Raw genomic sequence first — 24,192 nt, forward strand, 5'->3', positions numbered from 1 at the left:
TAAATAAGGAGTTTTAGAAAATTATTTTCTTATTTACAATTGAACCGTTATTTAATTTAATTTTCAATAACAAAGTAGTATCATTTTTATTTAAATTATTTAATATGAATTCTGAAGAATTAATATTTGAGTAACTTTTTACTAATTTCCCTAGAAGATCATATACTTCAATGCTGTCTATTGATTCAGTTGAAGAATAAACAGTCACATTTTCATTAGTAGCTACTAAAACATTGTTTACAAAATTAATATCATCTTGAGATAATCTTGAAGAATTATAAAGTAAAGTAAATCTGTTTTCATCTCTTCCTACTGTTCCTGTAAATGTATAAGGAGCAGTTCTTAAGTCATGGATAATACCCAATTGTTTGTCTTCTATATAAATACCTTGACTTAAATCAGTAAATAATCCGTCAACATTTGAAATTGCAATTGTGTAAATCCCATTTTGAGGAATTGATACACCTAATGGAACTTCATCATTTTGGTTAAATGGTAAACTTCTACCTTGAATAATTAATTCTTGACTTTCTGCAATTGAATACAATTCAAAATTAGTTTTTACACCTTGAGCAATTGCATCATACATATTGTCTAAATTATTTGTTGCATCTGTTACGTAACCAACTAAAGTAGTAATGCTAGTATTTGAAGGTGAGATAATACTTAACCAAATTCTGTTTTTTTCATCATCACTTCTATAGAATTGATCGTTTCTATATGCATTACTTCTCATAGTATTATTAAATACAACTGTTCCTGGAGTGGCTGTAGCATGGTTCATTAATACAAAGAAACCTTGTCCTGCTCCAATTCTTCCGTCATAACCTGGAGGTGTGCTTCCAACACCATTAGTTGTAATGTAGTCAGAAGTAGTGTAATTTAAAACGAAATCTTGATAGAATGGATCAACTGCACTAACTGGTAATGTACCGTGTGACCATACTTTAACAAATCCGCTAATGCCTGTATTAGCTGCTAAGAAATCAACAGCATTTATTGCAGAAGGGTAAGGGTTCCCAAGTAAATTCCAATTGTCGTCATCTCTCGTTACTGGAGTTGCTGTTGGTCCCACATAGGTTCCAGGAAGATTATATGTACCTCTTGTAATAGGAATACTTATGTTACCATTGTTTGGGACACCAACAAAGTTTGTTGTGCCTCCAGAATTTAACTTAATATAACCTCTACCAGTTGTCATTGCACCTGCGGCAACAGACCAGTTTCCAAAATTACCTGCATAAGTTCCTCCATTATTTACAGTTGGATTCCATAAGTATCTATTTATACCTGCTGTAGGAAGTACATTGTTTATGCTAAACCCAGCTACAGGAGTTGACCAATATACATAGTCTAAAGCACCGGCAGTTGCAGTTCTTCTCATCGTAATGTTTCCAATATTTGCAACATTATTTATTTGAATTAGACTTGCTGAATTTTCAATATCAAATATACTTGTTCCTCCTCTTACTTCAACTAAATCTGTAATAGTTAAAGTGTTTGTTGGGTCTATTCTTAAATTACCTCCGTTAATTACTTGTAATGTCTTACCAAAACCATTAAAACTTGTTCCTCCAACTAAAGAATTATTTGGAGCAGGTGGTATAATTACACAAGTTGTCGCATCAGGCACACCAACTGGTGACCAGTTGTTTGCATTGTTCCAATCTCCATTAGTACTACCTTTCCAAACTTTCGATTTATTGTTTATTGAAACAAGACTACTCGCTGAACAACCATTACTTAATAAAGCACTTGCGGTAAAAGAATAAGTTGTTTGTTCTAATTGCGCTAAAGTTGGTTTTATATATACTATTATGGCAGGTGTTCCTGAAACATAAGGAATAGTACATGCTGCATCTTGGTAGGCGTCTACAGGTAGAACACTTACCCAGTTAAATGATGTTCCTAATGGAACTTCGCCAAATATTTTAATATCATCTACTGCAACTCCATCTGGTAACCAACCTGTAACGCTACCTAATGAATGATGTAATATTCTTACTCTTAGGTTTGTTTGGTTGATATATGCGTTTAGATTAAAACTTAGGTTCGCAAATCTTGTTCCTATTCCTGTATCTGCTACAATATCAGTTCCTAGAGTTGTCCAAGTTGTTCCTCCATTTTGAGAAATTTGAATTCGAACAAATTCATCTGCATTGTTAGTATTGTCTGGGTAATAACGAGAGTAGTAGAACTTCATCGTCATTGTAAGGTTTAAATATCCAGTAGAATTTAATACACCTGACACTAATGAGTTCTCAATTAAAGTCGTTGGAGCAGTTCCTGGGTCAGCATTTGCTAAAGCAAAACTATTTGGAGCTAATCCACTAGAGATTGCTGGCTTCCATGAGATTCCTGCTGCAGGAATATGAGTACTGCTTCTTTGTGTCCATCTAGTATCATTTTTAATATTTGCTGCAGAAGGGTCTGAGTTTACATTTGTAAAAGACCCAAGTCCGCTTTCAAAATTTTCAAATAATAAATTCGACAGTTGTTTATCACCAGACGCTGTTAGGGATATTATATTATTTTCTCCACATGTTTCAGGTGAAGATGGTGTAAATGTTAGAGTTGGTACACTATTTACATTTGCTACAACTGGAGTTCTTACTAATGATTCACATGAGCCGTTAAATGCTGTAACATAATATGTAGTAGTTGTAGAAATTGATGGGGTAGTCCAGCTACCAACTGTCGGAGAACCTGCCAATTGAGCTCCTCCGGTAGCATTTGCATACCATCTGTATTGAGTTGTACCTGCAGTTCCTGTTGCGCTTAATGTTACTGTTCCTGAGTTACAGACTTGACCATCTGTAACGCTTAAAATATTAGCATCGCAGCGTTGTATGACAGTAAATAAATAATCCTCAGCTTCACCATATTGTGTAGTAGGAAAACCACCTATTGTTCCGGTATTAAAAGTTTCACAAGAATTGAAATTATATCCAAAGTATTCGTCTGGGTTACCATTCATTGGATTTCCATCATTATAAAAACTATTAAAAGTTCTTACTCTTATTCTATAATTTCCAGGAACAGTTCCAGAAGGAATTACGAATCCGAATGTAGCTGAAATTCCTGCAGCTCCAGGGTTATATACAATTTCTGAGTCTTCAAAAAGGCCGTTTTTATTCCAGTCGATCCAAGCGATTAGTTTCGCTCTACCACCAATTCCTTCAACTATCAAGTTAACTCCTTCTCCTTGAGCTTGAATAGATTTTGCAGCTAATCCGGTAAAGTCTTGGTATCCTGGAGTAGCAGCTGAAAACGTACTTATGTTGTCTGTGTCATTTAAAGTACCAATAAAAGCTACCCTACTGATATATCTATTAGTGTTGTTAGGGTTAACCGTAACTGGAGTACAATATGTTGGGTTTGTTGCTGTAGTAGTAGCATTTCCTGTTAGAGGACTTACTAATCTATATAATGGTCCGCCGCTACATAAATTATTCATTGAATAAATGAAGAAATAATAAGTTGTAGAATTATTTAATCCCGTAGCAGTGAATGTAGTATTTGTATCGGTATCTACTACAGTATTACCAACTCCAATACTTCCACCTATTGTATATGTTGATCCATTTGTAATAAGTGAAGTTGGTGCAATATTAGTAGTGTTCATTACTACTAAATAACTTTGTGCTGCTGGTATTGCTGCAACGAAATTTCCATTAATTGCAGTTCCAGAAGGAGTTCCTGCAGTTAGTATTAAAGCAGTAGGTTGAGCAGTAGGTGCCACACAAGGTGGAGCAGCATTTATGATAATAGTATAGTCTTCTATTTCTCCATCGTAACCAGTATCACAAGGATTTGCATATGTATTATATCTAGAAGAAACCCTCATTCTAATTGCTCCTGTTACTGAAGTGACAGGAATTAAAACTGATAAAGGACAAAGTGAACTTATTCCGTTAGCTACATTTGTAGCAGATCCTAAGTTGTATGCTTCTCCCGCGTCGTCAAAATCACCATCTCTATTCCAATCAAACCATGCTCTTTGATATTGTGTAAATGCTCCATCAGTATTTACATAGACACTCAAGTTGTGAAATTGTCCTTGAGTAACGGTTGTACTTATTGCAGTATAATCATTGTATTCATTTCCTGCATTTGCAGAAGTTATGTTGTTAATTGTATTAAATTGAACTCTAGTTATACCGTCGTTAAATCCAACATTTTGTGCAGCAACTGTACAATATGTTAATGGAGTTGTTGCGTTTCCAGTCAATGGAGTTACAGTCCTGTACAAAGGTCCTCCAGTACAAAAGTTATTGAATGAATATATAAAGAAATAATAAGTTGTATTTGGTGCTAATAAAGTAGCAGAAAAACTCGTATTAGAATCTGTGTCTATAATTACATTTGTTCCTCCAAGCACTGTAGAACCTATAGTGTAAGTTGTTCCGTTTGTTGGTGTTGGTGTAACCCCAGTAGTATTCATAACCACTAAGTAGCTATTAGGAGCTGGTATTGCAGCTGTAAATGTTCCGTTTATTGTACTGCTTGCAGGTGTTAATACTAATGCAGTTGGTTGTGTCGTTGGTGTAACACAAGGTGCTGGATCAATAATGTTAAGTGTATAATCTTCTGCCTGACCAAATCCTGCGCCAGTTTCACATGCATTTGCAGAATAAGCATTAAATCTTTTCATAATTCTCATTCTTGCAGCACCTGTTGTTGCGCCTGCAGGAATTGTTATTGGAAGCGTTACTAGCCCTGTAGTTGTATTGACAATTGTTCCAAGGTCAAAACTTTCTCCAGCATCTAAGAAGTCACCATCTATGTTCCAGTCAACATATGCTCTAATGTAATTTGTAAAATTTCCACAAGTATTTCCTGTTACAGATAAATTATAAATTGAAGATTTTATAACAGTTGTGCTAGTTGCTGAAAAGTTTTCATATTGAGAACCTGCTCCACAAACATTTGCAGAACTATTATTTATTGTGTTAAAAGTTACATTGCTTATTGGTTCAACACCTGAAGTAAAACTTGGTGTACAATATGCTAAACAACCTGCTCCAATTGGAGAAGTAATGGTTACAGTAGTATTTGTAGAGCCACATGAACCATTAGAAACTGTCCATCTTAAAACTAAAGGTGTTCCTGGTACAATACCGGTAACCCCTGAAGTAGGAGAGGTTGGTGTTGTAACTGCTCCTGATCCAGAAACTACTGTCCATAAACCAGTTGAATTTACCGGTGTGTTTGCAGCTAAAGTAGCTGTTGTAGCACATGCCGCTAATGTTTGGTTAGGTCCTGCGTTTGAAACTAATGCAGGGCAAGTGTATGTTATTTGTACAAAACCTTGAGCGCCATTTCCTCCAGTATTATCTCTTCTTCCTCCTGAACCTCCACCACCATAATCAAATCCTGAAGTCCCTGGATTATTAGCAGCATATCCTGGTGCACCATTTCCTCCCAATAAAGTGGCTCCAGTTCCTGCTGTAGTACCTGTTGCATCTCCTCCATTAGCTGTGGTTCCTGCACCACCACCACCTGCACCACTAGCGCTTGCGGTTCCATTACCGCCATTACCACCTCTTCTTACAACAACATTTCCTACTGCTCCAGTAGTATTTCCAATTCCTCCAGCTCGAGAAGCATTAGCGGCAATACCACCATTTCCTCCATTAGCTCTTGCATGTGTAACTGCTAAACGAGTTACCTCTGAAAAGCTTCCAGTATTACCGTTTTGGTAATTTGTTCCACTTGGTGCAATTGTTATTCCAGCTACGGTAACAGTGTAAACCTGTCCAGCTGAAACTGCTATAGTAGATCTCGCATATTGACCACCGGCCCCACCACCGGCCCCTTGATTATTATTTCCTCTTCCTGTTCCTCCAGAACCACCGGCTCCAATACAATCAATAGTAATGCTTGTAACACCTAATGGAACTGTAAAAGTGCCAGAAGTAGTGTATGTAGCAGGAGATTGCGCTAAACTTAAGTTAATTCCAAAAAAGAAAGCAATAAGAATGAAAAATGAATTCAGTTTTGCAGCTGATTTATCCATTGTTTTTATAGTTAATGTTAAGTAATTTTTATTCATAAGACAGTTTTTTAACATATAGTGTGGTAAATATATATAAAAAAAATAATTCTTTTGAATATTATATAGTTAAATTGTTGATTGTTTTAAATATAACAAATTTCTAATTTTTGTGATTTTAATCTATAAAAACTTACCGTTCATCGAATAAATTATTTTAGTTAAAAATTCCTTGTGGGCTAAAAAAAAAGCTTTATATTTGTTATGTTACTAATTCTAAATAATTGACTATGAAAAAATTACTACTCACTTTAGCTTTAACAGCAGGGTTTACGGCAATTTGCTTCTCGCAAATGTATGTTAGCCCTAACAGTTATGTGTTTGTAAATGATCAGTTTGTTTATGTTACACAAGACGTAAATTTAAATGCCGCTACAAGTAATTTTTATTTGAGGAATAATTCTCAACTTCTTCAAGGAACTGCTGGTGCAGGTGCTAATAGAGGTTTGGGTAACTTGTCAATTTTTCAAGAAGGAACTTCGGGTGCAACAAAATATAATTATTGGTGTTCGCCTGTAGGTGTTCCTAATGCTGCTGCTGGTAATCAAAATTTTGGAATCACTAGATTGAATAGACCTACTACTTTAACAGCAAGTACTGCTGCAACAATGTTGCCTATGTCTGCTCTTGATGGATTGTCTACTCCTTTGTCTATTGCTCCTAGATGGATTTATACTTTTTCAACATCAAGTACTTATGCTCAATGGGGATTGGTGGGTTCTGCATCTACAATAGCTCCTGGTTTAGGTTTTACGATGAAAGGTACTGATTTGGCTGATGGAACAATTGCTGATGCAACTGAAGGGGTGGCAAATAATGCAGGCGGTCAAAGATATGATTTTAGAGGATTACCAAATGACGGATCGATGTCTAATTTGGTTTCTGTGGGTAACTTTACTTTGGTAGGTAATCCTTATCCAAGTGCAATTAATTTGAAACATTTTTTAATTGGTGGAGCTAGTGATGGTTTTCCGGCAATTTTAGGAAATCCTAATTCTACAGGGGTTGCTTATTTTTGGGAACAAGCTGGTTCAACTCATTATATTACTGATTATAATGGAGGTTATGGTATATATACTCCGGCAACTAATATATATACTCCAGCTGCTTTTTGGAATTATGACAGTTCAGGTAATCAAGAAATTAATATCGCAGATCCTGGAACTATTTATGAAAGAAAGTTTTCACCTGTAGGTCAGGGATTTATGGTTAGGGGTGCTGTTGCTGGTAATGTAACAATGAGAAATTATTACAGAGTTTTCGTTAAAGAAGGTGTCGCTAATGAGTCTGAATTTGAAAGAAATTCTGGTCAAGACAGGTTGATAGATCCAGAATTTTACCCTGAAATTCCTAACGTTGCAGGTATTGATTACACGCAAATGAAAAAAGGTTCATCTCCACATTTAAAAATTAATGCAGTTTATAATAACGGACCAACTGCTCCTACAACTTTAGCTTTAGACGATAGAGCTACAGATGGTTTTGATTTCGGATTTGATGGCCATTCAGCTTCAAATTTAACTCCTATGGAATTTTATTATATTATTGAAGGCGAGGCTGAAGGCTTTACAGCTTTAGCTACAAACTTTGATATAGATAAAAGAATACCTGTAGGATTTAGAACAAATCAACAAGCAAATTTTAAAGTTTCTGTTATTGATGCTTATGATTTTGATGATTCTCAAAAAGTGTATATGCACGATAAAGAAACAGGCATCTATTATGATATAAAAAACGGAATTTTTGACATGAATCTTCCTGTTGGTGATAATAAAACTCGTTTTGAAATTACATTTAAAAATTTCAATGAAGTATTAAATACCAATGATAATGATCTTAATTCTTTTCAAGTGTTTCAAAACAATAACAATTCAATGTTAACAATTGTGAATACATTGAAAAAAGATGTTACTTCATTAAGCTTGTATGATGTTACTGGTAAAATTGTAGTATCTAAATTAAATTTAGGTAAATCAGATCAATATGAAATTTCTACATCAGGTTTAAGTGACGGTATCTATATTGTTAAGTTGAACACTAGAGACAATTTATCAATTGATAAAAAAGTTTCAATTTATAGAAAATAAATTTTATTATAATTATACAAAGCAGCTTAGTAATAAGCTGCTTTTTTTTGTTTTATATGATTCAAAAGATTAACCTGAATAATGATAAAAATATTTCCTTATTTATTAAGCGAGAAGATCTATTGCACCCACTTATTTCTGGTAATAAATTTAGAAAGCTAAAATATAATTTAATTGAAGCTAAGAGAAAAGGAGCAGATACTTTGGTGACTTTTGGAGGGGCTTTTTCAAATCATATTTTAGCAGTTGCTGCTGCAGGTAAAGAAAACGGGTTTAACACGATTGGTGTTGTTAGGGGAGAGGAATTGATAGATAAGGTCTCTGATAATCCAACCCTTCAATTAGCTCAAAGTTTAGGAATGAAATTTGTTTTTGTATCTAGAGAAATGTACAAAAATAAAAGTGATGAATCTTTTTTGGATCAATTTAATTTAGAAACTGAAAATCAATATGTTATTCCCGAGGGCGGAACAAATGATTTTGCTATAAAGGGATGTGAAGAAATTATAACAGAAGACTTGAATGATTTTACGCATGTATGTTGTTCTGTAGGAACAGGAGGTACGATTTCGGGAATCATTAATTCTTCTTTTGTGTCTCAAAAAATACTTGGATTTTCTTCTCTTAAAGGTGACTTTCTTTCTGAACAAATTAGTAATTTTGTAAACAAGAACAATTGGGCGTTAAATACTGATTATCATTTTGGAGGATATGGTAAGGTAAATGATGAGTTGATTGCTTTTATAAATGAGTTTCATAAAAAAACGAATGTACCTTTGGATCCTATTTATACAGGTAAAATGGTTTATGGAGTTTATGATTTAATTAAAAAGGACTATTTTTCAAATAATTCTAAAATTTTAATGATTCATACTGGAGGATTGCAAGGTATTAAAGGGATGAATGATTTGTTGAGAAAAAAAAATAAAGAAATAATTAATTATGATTTTTAAAAAAATTCTTTTTTTAGTGTTTACTATTTTGATGGTAAGTTGTAGCTCTAAGAGACCTGTTGTCAGAACTGTTTCTAAACCAAATACTAACAGAACTTCTACAAAAAAGCAGCCTGTTAAGGAAGTTGTTAAACCAAAGACCGAAACTTCTGTTGCTCAATCAAAAGAAACGAATACTTCGGAAGAATTAGTTGCGACTTCAAAAGTATCAACTACTTCAGATGATGTAAAAGTCTATATTGATAGATTTAAAGAAGTAGCTAAACATAATATGAAAGAACATGGTGTGCCAGCCAGTATTACGCTTGCTCAAGGTGTTTTAGAGTCTGGAGCGGGTAAAGGAAGATTATGTACAATTGCCAATAATCATTTTGGGATTAAATGTCATACAGGTTGGACAGGTGAGTCTGTTTCACATGATGATGATGCTGCACAAGAATGTTTTAGAAAATATCAAGATCCATCAGAATCATATAGAGATCATTCGTTGTTTTTAACTTCAAGAAGTAGATATAATGGATTGTTTAACTTGGATAAAGGAGATTATAAGTCATGGGCTAGAGGTTTAAAAGCTGCTGGATATGCTACAGATCCAAAATATCCTGATAAATTAATTGGTATTATTGAGAGGTACCAACTCTATGAATATGATAATGAAGTTTTGAATCGTGATTATCATTTTCAGCCCGAAATTATTAAAGAAAATAATGAATTTTATCATGTTGTTGAAAAAGGAGATACGTTGTATTCTTTATCTAGAAAGTATGATTTAACTGTTGAGGAATTAAAGAGAATGAATAACATGAGTGATAACTCATTGTCAATTGATCAAAAAATTAAAATTAAGTAATGTTGTATAAGAGAAGTAGCGAATTATTTGTTGAAGCAAATAAAGTTATTCCAGGAGGAGTTAATTCGCCAGTAAGGGCATTTAAAGGTGTTGGTGGAACTCCAATATTTGTCAAAGAAGCCAAAGGGGCTTATTTGTTTGATGAAGATGGAAATAAATATGTGGATTATATCAATTCATGGGGGCCAATGATTTTAGGTCATGCGTTTGAGCCTGTAGTAAATGCAATTATTGAAAGAACAAAAAAAGGCACTTCTTTTGGTACTCCTACAGAGCTTGAAACAAAGATTGCAGAATTGGCAATATCTATGGTACCAAATATAGATAAAATTAGATTTGTTAATTCAGGTACAGAGGCATGTATGAGTGCTATTAGACTTGCTAGAGGATATACAAAAAGAGATAAAATAATAAAATTTTCAGGTTGTTATCACGGACATTCAGATTCCTTTTTAATTGCTGCAGGAAGTGGCTTGAGTACCTTTGGTGTACCTAATAGTCCAGGTGTCACTGAAGGAACAGCAAAAGATACATTGTTGGCCAATTATAATGATATTGAAAATGTTAAAGCTTTATTTGAAGCTAATGAAAACGAAATAGCTGCAATAATCATTGAACCTGTGGCGGGAAACATGGGCTGTATACCTCCGAATGATGGTTTTTTAAACGATTTAAGAAAGGTTTGTGATGAAAACAATAGTTTGCTTGTGTTTGATGAAGTAATGACTGGATTCAGGCTGGCTAAAGGTGGTGCTCAGGAATTATACAATGTAAAAGCTGATATTGTTTGTTTTGGAAAGGTTATTGGAGGAGGTTTGCCTGTTGGTGCTTTTGCTGCTCGAAATGAAATAATGAACTATTTATCTCCTCTTGGACCTGTTTATCAAGCAGGTACTTTGTCGGGAAATCCATTAGCTATGGCAGCAGGACTTTCAATGTTAGAGAATATTAATCAAGATAAAAATTTATTTTCTAGACTAGAAGAAAAAACAAAATATTTAGAAATTGGAATTAGAGAGAAGTTAGCAAAAAACAACGTTGAATTCACAATTAATAGAGTTGGGTCAATGATATCTGTTCATTTTCACAAGGAAAGTGTTTACGATTTTGAAACTGCTAAAAACGGTGATAATGATTTGTTTAAGAAGTTCTTCCACGGTTTGCTTTCAAAAGGAGTTTATATTGCTCCATCAGCTTATGAAACTTGGTTTATTACCGATGCGCTTTGTTATGAAGATTTAGATTATACAATAAAATGTATTGATGAAGTTTCTAAGGAATTAAAATAAAAAAAATCCCAATCAAATGATTGGGATTTTTTTATTAATGAGTTAACTTGTTAAGTAAAGCTTTATTTTTTGATAGTTTGGAAAAATTTTCTTTGCCTAAAACCGATTCAAGTTTAGAAGTAATTTTTCTTTCAAGCATTATTTCAGCTTCTTCACCATTAATTTCAGCTTTTTCTTTTTGTTTTTGTAAAAAGACATAGTGTAATTCTTTCGCAACTTCGTTATCAATTTTGATATATTCTGATAATGACTTGATGTCATTTTCTATTAAAGTTTGCATTTCATCTTTATTTGATTCCTGAGCATTAGCTGAGAAACTTAAAGTAAAGCATAAAATAAATAAAGAAATAAATTTTTTCATTTTGGGTTTTTTATAGTTTAGATACAAACAAAAATAAACTAAAAATGTTTTGCAACCAAATAAAGAGATTAATTACTTTTTTGGATGATGCATTCGCTCTTTTTTCTGCATTCTATTTGGCTTATTGTCTTTCATTTTTTCAAACTTAGACATTTGTTCAGGAGTAAGAATTTTTTTCATTTTCGCCTTCATTTCAATTTGCTTGTCTAACATTTTGTTTTTCAATTCAAATCGTTCTTCAGCAGTAAGCTTTTCTTTTTTTTCTCTTTTTGCCTTCATCTCTTCTTTCTTGCTTTCCATTTTTTTTCCTTCTTCAAGAAATAATGTCTTTAACTCTTGCTGTTGTTTTGAATTAAGATCTAAATCTAAAGTCATTTTCTTGATTTTTAATTCAGTTCTTTGTTCAACAGTCAGTTGGTCTCCTCCATGTCCTTCCTCTTGTGCTACAGTGATCATTGATAATGATAAAAGTGCTGCTAAAAATAATTTTTTCATAATTTGTGTTTTTAATTGTTATGTGATTAAGACAATTGAAATTTAAAAAGGTTTAATTGTTGTGATAATTTTATAAAAAAAGAGTGCTTATAAAAATAAGCACTCTTTAATATAAATATTTTGAAAATCTTATTTCCCTGTAAACTCGGCAATTTTACTTTCCCCGTCTACTTTTATTTTCATTAAACCATGTTTGCTGATTCCTTTACTTGCAGCATCCCATTTTTTTCCGCTTAATTCTGATTTTATTTTTAAATCACCAATTGAAATTCCTTCATTTGCTTTAAGTATTTCAATAATGTGTTTTTCATCTTGAGTTAATTCTGGACCTTTTTTCTCAGGTCGCATTTGTGGAAAGAATAAAACTTCTTGAATGGATGCATTGTTGGTTAAAAACATGATTAATCGATCCATTCCAATTCCTAAACCAGAAGTTGGCGGCATTCCATATTCTAAAGCTCTTAAGAAATCTTCATCAATAATTCCATTTGCTTCATCATCTCCTTTAGCAGCTAATTCCATTTGAGCTTCAAAACGTTCTCTTTGGTCAATTGGATCATTTAATTCTGAATACGCATTTGCAATTTCTTTTCCGCAAACCATTAGTTCAAAACGTTCTGTTAAATCAGGATTATCTCTGTGTTGTTTGCATAAAGGGGACATTTCTTTTGGATAATCTGTAATAAATGTCGGTTGAATAAAGTTGCCTTCACATTTTTCTCCGAAAATTTCATCGATTAACTTTCCTTTACCCATTGTTTCATCAACGGCAATTCCCATTCCTTTAGCGGCTTCAAATAATTCAGTTTCCGTTTTTCCGGTTATATCAAAACCTGTAAATTGCTTGATTGCATCCGTCATTGTTACACGAGCATAAGGTGCTTTGAAATCTACTTTTTTATCTCCAAAAGTACTTTCGGTAGTTCCATTTACTTGTATTGCACAATATTCTAATAGGTTTTCGGTGAATTCCATCATCCAATTGTAGTCTTTGTAGGCTACGTAAATTTCCATTGCTGTAAATTCAGGATTGTGTGTTCTATCCATTCCTTCATTTCGGAAATTTTTAGAAAACTCATAAACACCATCAAAACCACCTACAATTAATCTTTTTAGGTATAATTCATTAGCGATTCGCATGTATAATGGAATGTCTAAACTGTTGTGATGTGTGATGAATGGACGTGCAGCTGCTCCACCAGGAATTGATTGTAAAACCGGAGTTTCAACTTCCATATAACCCGCTTGATTAAAGAAAGTTCTCATGGCTGTAAATAATTTAGTTCTTTTTACAAAAACCTCTTTTACTTGAGGGTTTACGACTAAATCTACATAACGCATTCTGTATCGTAATTCAGGATCTACAAATGCATCATGTGTGTTTCCATCTTCATCTTTCTTTGGTAAAGGTAATGGTCGTAATGTTTTACTTAAAAAGGTAAATTTATCAACTCTTATCGATTTTTCTCCTACTTTAGTTAAGAATAATTCTCCCTCAATCCCTATAAAATCACCTAAATCAGTAAGTTTTCTAAACACCTGATTGTACATTAATTTATCCTCACCTGGGCAAATTACATCTCTATTAAAATACAATTGAATTCTTCCTTCGCTGTCTTGTAATTCAACAAAAGAAGCTTTTCCCATGTCTCTGTTGCTCATGATTCTTCCAGACAAAATGACCTGTTTACCTTCTTCAAAATTATCCTTGACCTGTTTAGAAGTATGGTTAACTGGGAATAAGTCTGCTGGATAAGGGTTGATTCCTAATTCACGCAAACTATTTAACTTTTCTCTTCGGATAATTTCTTGTTCTGAAAGTTGCATAATTTTTTAATTTTAAGTCTGCAAAGATAAGTTTTAGTTTAGAAGTTTAAAAGTTTATGAGTTTAAAAGTTTTAGCATCAAATCCAATAATCTAACAATTTGTTAAGAGCTCAAACTTTAGCTTTGTTTGGATTTGTAATTCCTGCCATTCATTCTATCTTTTTTGTCATCCTGAGCTTTTGCCGAAGGACAAAAAAGGATGCCATTCCTCTCAGGGCTATTAGATAAATCATTTGTATATTTGTAAAATTAATTTTCAATACAATTCCGTGCTTCAAAATAAAAAAATAAAGTTTCAAGATTTAGGCAGTAAAGACTATAAAGAAACTTGGGATTACCAAGAAGAGCTTTTTAAAGAAATTGTCGATTTAAAAATCAGAAACAGAAGAGAAGAACTACAACTTCAAACGCCAAATTATTTTTTGTATGTTGAACATCCGCATGTATATACATTGGGTAAAAGTGGTGATTTTTCTAATTTGTTACTTTCGGAAAAACAACTAGCAGAAAAAGGAGCAACTTTCTACAAAATAAATAGAGGAGGAGATATTACTTATCATGGCCCAGGACAAATTGTAGGGTATCCAATCCTTGATTTAGAGAATTTTTTTACTGATATTCATAAATACCTACGTTTCTTAGAAGAGTCAATAATTCTTACGTTGTCAGAGTATGGGATTTCAGCAACTCGTAGTGAAGGAGAAACAGGTGTTTGGTTGGGGATAGGCACCCCGTTTCCTAGAAAAATTTGTGCTATGGGAGTCAGGGCTTCCCGTTGGGTTACTATGCATGGATTTGCTTTAAATGTCAATGCAGATTTGGGTTACTTTGATAATATTATTCCTTGTGGGATAAAAGGTAAAGCTGTTACCTCTTTAAATGTTGAATTGGGTGTTGAGAAGGTTAATGAAGATGAAGTAAAAGGGAAAATACTCCAGCATTTTGCAACCCTTTTTGAGTCTAAAATTATTAATTAAATATCAAGTGTTAATTGTTCGGGTAGTAATCTGAATGATTTTCTATGATATTTTGTAATTCCATATTTTCTTATAGCTTCTCGATGCTCTTTTGTGGGATAGCCTTTGTTTTGTTTCCAGTTATACATTGGAAATTCTTCGTGAATTTTATCCATGTAAGCATCTCTATATGTTTTTGCAAGAATAGATGCAGCTGCAATACTCATATATTTACTATCTCCTTTTATTATGGTAGTGTAAGGAATGTTTTTTAGTGGTTTAAATCTATTTCCATCAACAATAATATGTTGTGGTTCTGGAACTAATTTAAGAATAGATTCCTGCATCGCTAAAATTGATGCATTTAATATATTTATTTCGTCAATAATTTGAGGCTCTATATGTGTTACTCCAAATGAAACAGCTTGATCTATTATTAAAGGTTTTAATTTTGCTCTGTTTTTTTCTGAAACCTTTTTGGAGTCATTTAGTAATTTTAAATTGAAACTTTCGGGCAGTATTATTGCTGCTGCAGTAACTGGACCTGCAAGACATCCTCTACCTGCCTCGTCGGTTCCGCATTCTATTATTTTGTCTGTATAACATTTACTTAACATAATTTATTTTTTGTCAAAAATATAATTTTTAACGCAACCATACTGCGAATAATGCATCTAATAAGTAAGATTGTTTCGTAAACAATAAGTTTAGCGCTAAAAAATTTAACAAAATTAATTACGAATATTCCTTAGTTTTATTTGGTTATTTAAGAAATAATTAAGAAGTTTGCGAAATAACTAACTCAAATAAATTTAATATGAGATCGAAGTTTAAATGGATTTTTACGCTTTTAATGGCGTTTTCAATGCAGTTTTCGTTCGCGCAAGAGAAAACTGTCACAGGTGTAGTATCTGATGCATTAGGTCCTTTAGGAGGAGCTAATATTGTTGTTCAAGGAACAACTAATGGGGTAACTACAGATTTTGATGGAAACTATTCTATCAAAGCAAAACAAGGTGATGTATTAGTGTTTACTTACACTGGTATGAAAAAAACTACAGCTACTGTAGGTGCATCTAACAAAATTGACATGGTAATGCAAGAAGATATTCTTACAGGATCTGAAGTTATTGTTACTGGTGCATTAGGTATCAAAAAGAGAGTTGATCAAATTACATCATCAACTCAATTGGTTAAAGCTGAGGAGTTAACTCAAGCAGCTAACCCTAACGTTGTTCAATCTTTAGCAGGTAAGGTTTCTGGTTTGCAAATTAACACTACTAATAATGGTGTAAATGCTACTACTAGAATTGTTTTACGTGGTAACAGATCGATTTCTGGTAATAACCAGGCTTTAGTAGTTATTGATAATGTAATCTCTTCTGCAAGTGTTTTACAAGCTTTAGCTCCAGAATTAATTGAATCTACTAACGTATTAAAAGGTGCTCAAGGAGCTGCTTTATACGGAGAGCAAGGTGTAAATGGTGTAATCATCGTTACAACTAAAAGAGGTTCTAAAGAAGGTAAATTAAGAGTTTCTGTAAATTCATCTATGGATTTTGAAGAAGTATCTTTTATTGCTCAAAGACAAAGACGTTATGGTCAAGGTTGGAATGGAACTCACGTTTCTTATGAAAATGGTGGATGGGGTGCTGAATTTGACGGTGTTGTAAGACCTGTTGGTTTAGCTCAAGCTGATGGTACTTATATCATGGCTCCTTATTCTTCTATTAAGGATAATATTAAAGAATTTTTTGGTACAGGTACTGTAATGCAGAATGGTGTATCTATTAGTGGAGGTACTCCAGAAGATGGATATGTTTTATTATCTGCTAACAGACAAAATACTGAATTCGTTGTTGATAAAGATAGATTGGATAGAAGTTCATTCTTATTTAGAGCAGGTAAAAAATTCGGAAAATGGTCTGTTGATGGTAACGTTAACTACATTACTCAAAAAACTCAAACTACTTCATCAAGTTTATTTACTGAATTATTACAAACAGCTACAAATATTCCTGTAGAGCGTTTTGAAAATTCTGGTAATGAGGGTCACTGGACTTCTTACTACAGAAATCCTTACTGGATGAGAGATAACATCAGAAACATTAACCGTTCTGATTACATGAGTGGTATTGCTACATTAAACTATGAATTAAACAAGCACATTAATTTTAATTATGTTGCTAACATTCAGTTTTCTCAAGCAAATGCTATTTCTTATACTAATGAGTACATTGATTTATTACAAGTTGGAGGTGGTAACCATACTACTATTTCATCTTTTGATACTTCAAATCAAAACGCAAGAAACTACTATGGTGATTTCTTAGTTAACTTTGATTATATGTTGTCTAACAAAGTTTCATTTAAAGCAAACGTTGGTAACAATATTCAAGATAGAATGTCTCAATTTACAAGTGTAGGTGGAGATAACTTAACAGTACCAGGTTATTATAATATTGATAACATTACTGGAGACCCAAGAAGAAGTAATAGTTTTTCAAGAACAAGAAGATTCTCTTTCTTTGCTAACGTTGACTTAGGTTTAGGTAACGGTGAAGAAGGTTCTGAATATTTAACGTTAAACTTAACAGCTCGTAATGACTGGGATTCAAGATTTACAGGTGGTGAGAAAAATAACTATTTCTATCCTTCTGCTGGGGTTTCTTTCATTCCAACAAAAGCATTTGATGGTCTAAGAAATAACAAAACTTTAAACTATGCTAAATTATATGGTAGTATTGTTAGAGTTGGTAATGCTTCAAGATTAGCTGCATACGGATTAAATGATGTTTATGGTTCTGCAACAGGTTACCCATTCAATACATTGAATTCATTTGCTCCAAATTTATCTCCTACAGATCCAGGTTTATCTCCTGAGTTTATGACAACTACAGAGTTTGGTTGGAATTTAGGTTTCTTAAATGACAGATTTACTTTTGAAGGTTCTGTTTACAAAACAACTACTACTGACTTAATTACTAACCAATCAACTTCTGCTGGTTCAGGTCTTAATACTTTGTTAACAAACATTGGACAAATGACTACTACAGGATTTGAACTTGATTTTGGATTTACTCCAATTAAAAAGTCTGATTTTGGTGGTTTAGGTTTAAAATGGGAAAATCGTGTAGCTTATACAACTTCAAAATCTATTGTTGATAAGGTAACTGATCAAGCTGATGAAATTGCTTTAGTTAACTTCACTGGAACAGGTGTTGGTATTTTTGCAACTAAAGGTGAAGAGTTTCCTTTAATTAAAGGTATCGCTTACCAAAGAGATGACCAAGGTAGAGTTTTAATTGACCCAACTAATGGTAATCCTTTAAGAACAAATAACTATGAAATCTTAGGTCAAGCTACTCCAGATTACATCATTAACTACAACACTGCTGTTGAGTTTAAAGGTGTTAGATTAGCTGCTGTTATGGATTATAGAACTGGTCACCAATTCTGGTCTGGAACTAAAGACTGGTTATCTTGGTCTGGTCACTTATATGAGTCAGCTGAAAACGGAAGAAGTGGATTTATTTTCCCTAATTCTGCTATAGAAACTGCTCCAGGTGTTTATACTGAAAACACTTCAGTTGTTACAGGTGGTAACTCTTACACTAGTTACTTAAATTACTTCTCTAATGAATATAGAGCTGTTGTTGAAAACTTCGTATTGGATGCTACTGCGTTTAAAGTTAGAGAGTTGTCATTAAGTTATTCATTGCCTAATAAAGTTCTAGATAACACAGGTATCTCTTCTTTAAGAGTTGGTGTTAATGCAAGAAATCCTTTTATTGTTTTACCTAAAGAGAACAGAGGGTATAATGATCCAGAGCAATCAAGAACTTCAGGTAACGATCAAGGTTTAGCTGTTACAGGTCAATACCCTGCAACTAGAACTTTTGGTTTCTCAATTAACGCATCATTTTAATAAAAGACAGATATGAAAAGAATTAAATTAATATTGCCACTTATAGCCTTAGCGTTATTTTCGTGTGACAATTATTTAGATGTAAATGATTCGCCTAATAACCCATTGGCGTCTCAAATTACTCCGAACTTATCGATTTCTGCTGCTCAAACAGCGTCTTATTCTACTTTAACAAGAAGAATGAATGAAGTTGGTAACGTTTTTATGAACAACTGGGGAGCTAACGTAAATTCATTTACTGGTGGTTATGCTGAAGAATTTGGTATCACTATGAGTAATAACTTTTACGAAGACATTTGGAATTCTGTTTACAGAAATACTTATGAATATTCAAAGATTATTAATTATCCTTCTGCTGATTATGATAATCACAAGGCGATAGCTAAAATCCTTAAATCTTTCTACTTTCAATATTTAGTAGATTTATATGGTGATGTTCCTTATTCTCAAGCTCATTTAGGTGCACTTAACACTACGCCTGCTTATGATGATGACCAAGCTATTTACCGTGATTTAATCGTTCAATTAGACGATGCTATCAACATGATAAACAATGCACCTTCTACTACAGTTGCTGTAGGAAGTGAAGATGTTATTTTACAAGGTGATATGAACGGATGGATTAGATTTGCAAATACTCTTAAATTAAGAATATTATTAAGACAAGCTACTTTAGCTGAGACTGATGCTGCAACTGATACATATTTAACTGATCAATTTGCTCTTTTAGACAATACTTTTGTTAATGCTGATGTAACTATTAATCCTGGTTATTCTAATGCAAGTGATTCTCAACAAAATCCTTTCGTTAACTTAATGTTCGAATTAGATGATGTTACTCAAAGAAATACTTACAGATTTAGAAGAGCTTCAGATTATATTGCTACTCAATTGAATATTTCTCCAACAGACCCTCGTAGAGGAAGATTGTTCACTTTAATAGGTGGTCAAGTAGTTGGTGTTATTCAAGGTGATGCATCTGCTCCAGACGGTGGTGCTCCTGCTTCATTATCTGCTTTAGGGCCAGGTCTTGTTCAGAATTCTTCACAAGATGGTTACATGATGCTTTTAGCTGAAAGTTTATTATTACAAGCTGAAGCTGTTGAAAGAGGTTATATCACAACTGGAGATCCTCAAGCTTTATATGATGCTGCAATTGCTGCTTCTATGGCTACTTTAGGTGCTACTGATAGTGGTTATACTGCTTCTGTTAACTTAATTAACGGTAAAGGTTATGCTGCAAGTACTGATAAGATTCAAGCAATCATGTATCAAAAAAGTATTTGTTTAAACGGAATCAATGGTGCTGAAATTTGGATTGAGTACACAAGAACTGGATATATCAATAATATTCCAATGCCTATGGGTGCTTCTTCTCCAACTGGTGCTAAACCAATGCGTTTAATGTACCCTACATCTGAGTTAGCTAGTAACTCTGCAAATGTACCGGCACAAACTATTAACGATTCGTTTACAACGGCTCCTTTCTGGAAAAACTAATTAAAAAAAAATAATTATGAAAAAAATATTAACGTTATTATTCGCTTCTGCTGCTTTTTTAGCATGTACAGACGATAATATTAAAGAGGAGCAAGATTTCTCTAACGGACCTAAGGTTCTTGGATTTTCTTCAAATTTTGAATCAGTTGCTTATTTCGAAGATTTAGGAGCTGTTGAGCGTAATTTTCCAGTTAACATTTTAGGGAATGGTAACGGTCAATTATCAGATACTGATATTACTGTTACTTATGAAGTAGATGCTGCAAGTACTGCTACTGAAGGTGTAGAATTTGATTTCGCTGATACTTCAGGAATGGTTACTATTCCAGCAGGTTCGACTTTTGGAATGTTTCCATTAATGGTTAATACAGGAGATTTGAACCCAACTGAGAAAACTGAATTAATCTTAAATTTGACTACTTCATCAGAAGGTACTGTTGTAGGAGCTCAATACAATAGATTAAGAATTGTTTTTGTTGGATGTCAAACTCAAATTGCAACTGCAGGTTCTCCAGGAAGTTTTACTTGTACTATTGTTAGAAATGACGGTGCAACAGTTGTAAGATCTTCTGAAACAGTTTCTTTAGTAGATATCAATACTTTAAAAACTACTACAACTGGTACTTGGGCTGCTGGAACTATTGCTCCAGACCAAGCATATAACTTCATAGATATTTGTGGAGATATTACTGTTCCAGTTCAAGGTTTATGTCAAGGTTATTATTCAAACCAAGTTTACGGTTTAACTTCAGATGGTACAGATGGAGAAGTTGATGATATCAACAACTTTAATGCTACTTATGAAATTACGTTTGCTGCTGGTAACAGACAATACACTAATACTTACGTTAGAAACTAAAAAAAATTGAAATATGAAAAAATTAAGTAATTTTAAATTTATTTTTGCTGTTGCAATTTTAGGTTTATTTGCTTCTTGTAATGATGATGAAGATGCAACATTAGAAAGAGGTATTAAGCCAATTGTAACTGCAGATCAGACTTCTTTCTCTATTACAGAAGGAGAGTCAGCTACTGTTACTTTAACAACTAATACTGTGTATAATAAAGATATGCAGTTTAAGTTAGAGTTAGTAGGTGGTACAGGTTCTTTTTCAGACTATACAACTTCTGGAAATGAAACTACTATTGATGATGGTTATGGTGTTATCGGTCATGCTATCGATTTCCCAGCTTACGCAACAACTTTTTCTTTTGATATCAATGCTATTTTAGATTTTTATCCAGAAGGTGCTGAAACTTTAGTTTTCAGATTTTATTCTATGGGTAATGCTAATGGTTTAGTTGATGCAGCTTCTGAAACAATTACTGTTAATGTTGCAAATGGAACAATGGATGACGTTGTTACTGTTGTTGATTGGTCTCAGTCTTCTAGAGATTCTTTCGGTACTTTACAAGCAGGTGAGTATTTAGGAACTGATGATTTAATGCATGAGTACTGTGATTATGATTTCGATTTAGAAATTTATGATTCAGGTTTTGGAATTTTAGCTACTAGTTATTCTTCTTGCCCTGAAACAGCTACTGTATTTTCTACTGATCCTGATGATGTGTATTACATAGTTCCAAGTTTCTGGACAAATGCAGGTCCAACTGATCCAGCTGAAGAAATCAGCTTCAAAGTAAAAGTTACTATCGCTAAGCCAGGTGTTTGGATGTATGAAACTAACTTTGATGATGTTTGGAATTCTACTGATGGTGGTGCTGACGAAGGTAACCCTGAGGCATACCAATTCGCTGGAATTTTAACTAAAACTGGTTCTACTTATTTATTGGAAGACTTAGACTCTAACGTTTTAGCTTCAGGTAAATCAACTAGTTTAAAATCAAGATTACCAAGAAAGACTTCAAAATAGTATTTTAAAGTTTATATAAATTAAAGAGCTACATTTATGTAGCTCTTTTTTTATTTATATAATTCGCTTACATTTGTTGCTTTAACTATTTTGATGAAAAATTTATTTTTTTTTCTTGTTTTATTTTTGACAACTGCTTTAGCTTATTGTCAAGAAGATGGTCTTGTTGTTAATAAAGGTAATTCTATTAATAGTAATATAAAGCCTTCAATTAAATTGTATAAAATGTATTCTATTGATAGTGATACAACTTATATTGATACCACACTATCTATTCAAAAAGAATATAAATATAATCTACTTCGTAAAGATATATTTGGTTTAATGCCTTTTTCAAATGAGGGACAAACTTATAACACCCTTGATTATTCTTTGAATGAGAATACTCTTTCTCCAAATTTTGGTTTTAAAGCAAAACATTTTAACTATTTTGAAGTTTCTGATATTAAATACTATAATGTCCCAACTCCTTTAACTGATTTGTATTTTAAAACTGTAATGGAGCAAGGTCAATCAGTTGATGCTTTTCTTACAATAAACACAAAGCCAAATTTAAATTTTTCTATTGCTTATAAGGGTTTGCGTTCAAATGGAAAATATATTAATAATATAGTAAGTTCAGGAAATTTAAGGTTTACTTCAAGTTATCATAGTACTAATAAAAAATATTTTCTTAACACACATTTTACTGGTCAAGATATTTCAAATCAAGAAAATGGTGGTATTATAGACACTTCTTTATTCAATACTAGTCAAGCTCCCTATGATCAAAGGGATCGTTTAGATGTTTATTTTAAAGATGCTACATCTTTTTTAAAAGGGAATCGTTTTTTTATAGATCATTATTACATCCTTAAGTCTAATGATGATTTTTCTTTGAATATTTCACATCAGTTTAATCATGAATATAAATTTTTTGAGTATTCTCAACCTACTGTAAGTTCTAGATTTGGCGATGCTTATTCCACTTTTATTAATAATAAAACCCGTTTCAATCAATTGTATAATAAAATTGGTTTTGATTTAGATTCTAAAAATTTCGGAAAAATTTCAGCATATTTAGATACTAATACTTTTAATTACTTTTATAACAGCGTAGTTTATGACAATTTTGGAAATATAGAAGTTCCAAATTCCATCAATGATAAAATACATAGCTTGGGTGTCGATTATACTTTTAATTATAAAGGAATTAATTTTGGGGCAAGTGTAAAAAACTCAATATCAGATCAAGATATTTCAAACTTTGAGTTTTTTGGAAAGTATATACTGGATAGTATAGCTTCAATTGAATTTAAATACACAAAGAGAAACTCTTTACCAAGTTTGAACTATTTACTTTACCAAAGTGATTATATTGATTACAATTGGTCTAATAACTTTAAAAACGAAAAAAGAAATCAGTTTGATGTATTTTTTAAAAGCCAATGGTTTAATTTAGAATTTCAATATGCAATTCTTAACGACCATTTATATTTTGATAATGTTACTAACAATATTACACAGCTTACTGTAAAGCCTTTCCAGTATTCTAATACAATAAACTATTCATCGCTTAAAGTTAATAAAGAATTTAGATTAGGTCGTTTTGCATTAGATAATACTTTTTTATATCAAAGTGTAGATCAATCTGATGATGTTATAAATGTTCCAAAAATTGTAACAAGAAATACCTTGTATTACACGGATTATGTTTTTAAAAATGCAATGCAAATACAAACAGGTTTCACATTTCAGTATTTTTCAAAATACTATGCAAACGATTATAATCCTTTGTTAGGAGAATTTTATACACAAAATGAAACAAAAATTGGTGATTTTCCAATGATTGATTTTTTTATAAATGCTAAAGTAAAACAAGCCCGATTGTTTTTAAAGGCTGAACATTTTAACTCTGCCTGGACTGGTTATAATTTTTATTCTGCGCCAAATTACCCTTATCGTGATTTCCTTGTGCGTTTTGGAATTGTCTGGAATTTCTTTCAATAGAAACTAACTTTTTTGTTTTTATAAATTC

The 24,192-nt window shown here is 32.6% G+C and carries 15 protein-coding genes; 10 read left to right on the forward strand and 5 right to left on the reverse strand.

The annotated features are described in order from the left end of the window. Positions 1 to 13: 13 nt before the first annotated feature. Complete coding sequence (locus tag ACQ65T_RS06090) at positions 14 to 6,055, reverse strand: GEVED domain-containing protein (protein ID WP_430400200.1); 6,042 nt, start codon at positions 6,053 to 6,055, stop codon at positions 14 to 16. A 230-nt stretch (positions 6,056 to 6,285) separates the two neighbouring features. Between ACQ65T_RS06090 and ACQ65T_RS06095 the strand changes: the two genes are divergently transcribed. The 4 genes from ACQ65T_RS06095 to hemL are packed head-to-tail and all read left to right on the forward strand — an operon-like array spanning position 6,286 to position 11,234. Next, a complete protein-coding gene (locus ACQ65T_RS06095; RefSeq protein ID WP_430400201.1) occupies positions 6,286 to 8,142 on the forward strand; it encodes a T9SS type A sorting domain-containing protein in 1,857 nt (618 codons plus the stop codon). Between the two features lie 56 nt (positions 8,143 to 8,198). Continuing rightward, positions 8,199 to 9,095: a 1-aminocyclopropane-1-carboxylate deaminase/D-cysteine desulfhydrase gene (locus ACQ65T_RS06100; protein ID WP_430400202.1), complete on the forward strand. Its 897-nt coding sequence runs from the start codon at positions 8,199 to 8,201 to the stop codon at positions 9,093 to 9,095. Beyond that, the gene (locus ACQ65T_RS06105) at positions 9,085 to 9,945 is read left to right on the forward strand and encodes a glucosaminidase domain-containing protein (RefSeq protein WP_430400203.1); all 861 of its coding nucleotides are present in this window, start codon (positions 9,085 to 9,087) and stop codon (positions 9,943 to 9,945) included. The genes ACQ65T_RS06100 and ACQ65T_RS06105 overlap by 11 nt, the downstream gene beginning before the upstream one ends. Further along, positions 9,945 to 11,234 (forward strand): glutamate-1-semialdehyde 2,1-aminomutase, encoded by a 1,290-nt coding sequence (gene hemL / locus ACQ65T_RS06110; protein WP_430400204.1) that lies wholly within the window; start codon positions 9,945 to 9,947, stop codon positions 11,232 to 11,234. Before ACQ65T_RS06105 ends, hemL begins: the two co-directional genes overlap by 1 nt. Before the next feature lie 34 nt (positions 11,235 to 11,268). Here the strand turns inward: hemL and ACQ65T_RS06115 are convergent, their stop codons facing one another. The 3 genes from ACQ65T_RS06115 to lysS form a co-directional block, all read right to left on the reverse strand. Next, a complete protein-coding gene (locus ACQ65T_RS06115; RefSeq protein WP_430400205.1) occupies positions 11,269 to 11,595 on the reverse strand; it encodes a hypothetical protein in 327 nt (108 codons plus the stop codon). A gap of 72 nt (positions 11,596 to 11,667) precedes the next feature. Further along, positions 11,668 to 12,090: a Spy/CpxP family protein refolding chaperone gene (locus ACQ65T_RS06120; RefSeq protein WP_430400206.1), complete on the reverse strand. Its 423-nt coding sequence runs from the start codon at positions 12,088 to 12,090 to the stop codon at positions 11,668 to 11,670. A 129-nt stretch (positions 12,091 to 12,219) separates the two neighbouring features. After that, positions 12,220 to 13,917: a lysine--tRNA ligase gene (gene lysS, locus ACQ65T_RS06125; protein ID WP_430400207.1), complete on the reverse strand. Its 1,698-nt coding sequence runs from the start codon at positions 13,915 to 13,917 to the stop codon at positions 12,220 to 12,222. 269 nt (positions 13,918 to 14,186) lie between these two features. Here lysS and lipB point away from each other — a divergent pair, with 269 nt between their 5' ends. Beyond that, entirely contained in the window at positions 14,187 to 14,894 is a 708-nt protein-coding gene (gene lipB, locus ACQ65T_RS06130; RefSeq protein WP_430400208.1) for a lipoyl(octanoyl) transferase LipB, read from the forward strand. On the opposite strand, the gene ACQ65T_RS06135 is transcribed toward lipB, so the two are convergent. Further along, positions 14,891 to 15,490 (reverse strand): ribonuclease HII, encoded by a 600-nt coding sequence (locus ACQ65T_RS06135; protein ID WP_430400209.1) that lies wholly within the window; start codon positions 15,488 to 15,490, stop codon positions 14,891 to 14,893. The two genes, lipB and ACQ65T_RS06135, sit on opposite strands and share 4 nt — an antisense overlap. A 200-nt stretch (positions 15,491 to 15,690) precedes the next feature. Here ACQ65T_RS06135 and ACQ65T_RS06140 point away from each other — a divergent pair, with 200 nt between their 5' ends. The 5 genes from ACQ65T_RS06140 to ACQ65T_RS06160 all read left to right on the forward strand — a co-directional run bounded on the left by ACQ65T_RS06140 (position 15,691) and on the right by ACQ65T_RS06160 (position 24,164). Beyond that, positions 15,691 to 18,801 (forward strand): SusC/RagA family TonB-linked outer membrane protein, encoded by a 3,111-nt coding sequence (locus ACQ65T_RS06140; RefSeq protein WP_430400210.1) that lies wholly within the window; start codon positions 15,691 to 15,693, stop codon positions 18,799 to 18,801. A 12-nt stretch (positions 18,802 to 18,813) separates the two neighbouring features. Further along, positions 18,814 to 20,301, forward strand: a complete 1,488-nt coding sequence (locus ACQ65T_RS06145; RefSeq protein ID WP_430400211.1) for a SusD/RagB family nutrient-binding outer membrane lipoprotein — start codon at positions 18,814 to 18,816, stop codon at positions 20,299 to 20,301. 16 nt (positions 20,302 to 20,317) lie between these two features. Further along, positions 20,318 to 21,160: a hypothetical protein gene (locus tag ACQ65T_RS06150; RefSeq protein ID WP_430400212.1), complete on the forward strand. Its 843-nt coding sequence runs from the start codon at positions 20,318 to 20,320 to the stop codon at positions 21,158 to 21,160. A 13-nt stretch (positions 21,161 to 21,173) separates the two neighbouring features. Continuing rightward, a complete protein-coding gene (locus tag ACQ65T_RS06155) occupies positions 21,174 to 22,175 on the forward strand; it encodes a hypothetical protein (protein WP_430400213.1) in 1,002 nt (333 codons plus the stop codon). A gap of 93 nt (positions 22,176 to 22,268) precedes the next feature. After that, on the forward strand, positions 22,269 to 24,164 hold the full coding sequence (locus ACQ65T_RS06160) for a putative porin (protein WP_430400214.1): 1,896 nt from the start codon (positions 22,269 to 22,271) through the stop codon (positions 24,162 to 24,164). The last annotated feature ends 28 nt before the right edge of the window (positions 24,165 to 24,192 follow it).

This window comes from Flavobacterium sp. (genome assembly GCF_965284515.1).
In the GTDB taxonomy this organism is placed as follows: Bacteria; Bacteroidota; Bacteroidia; order Flavobacteriales; family Flavobacteriaceae; genus Flavobacterium.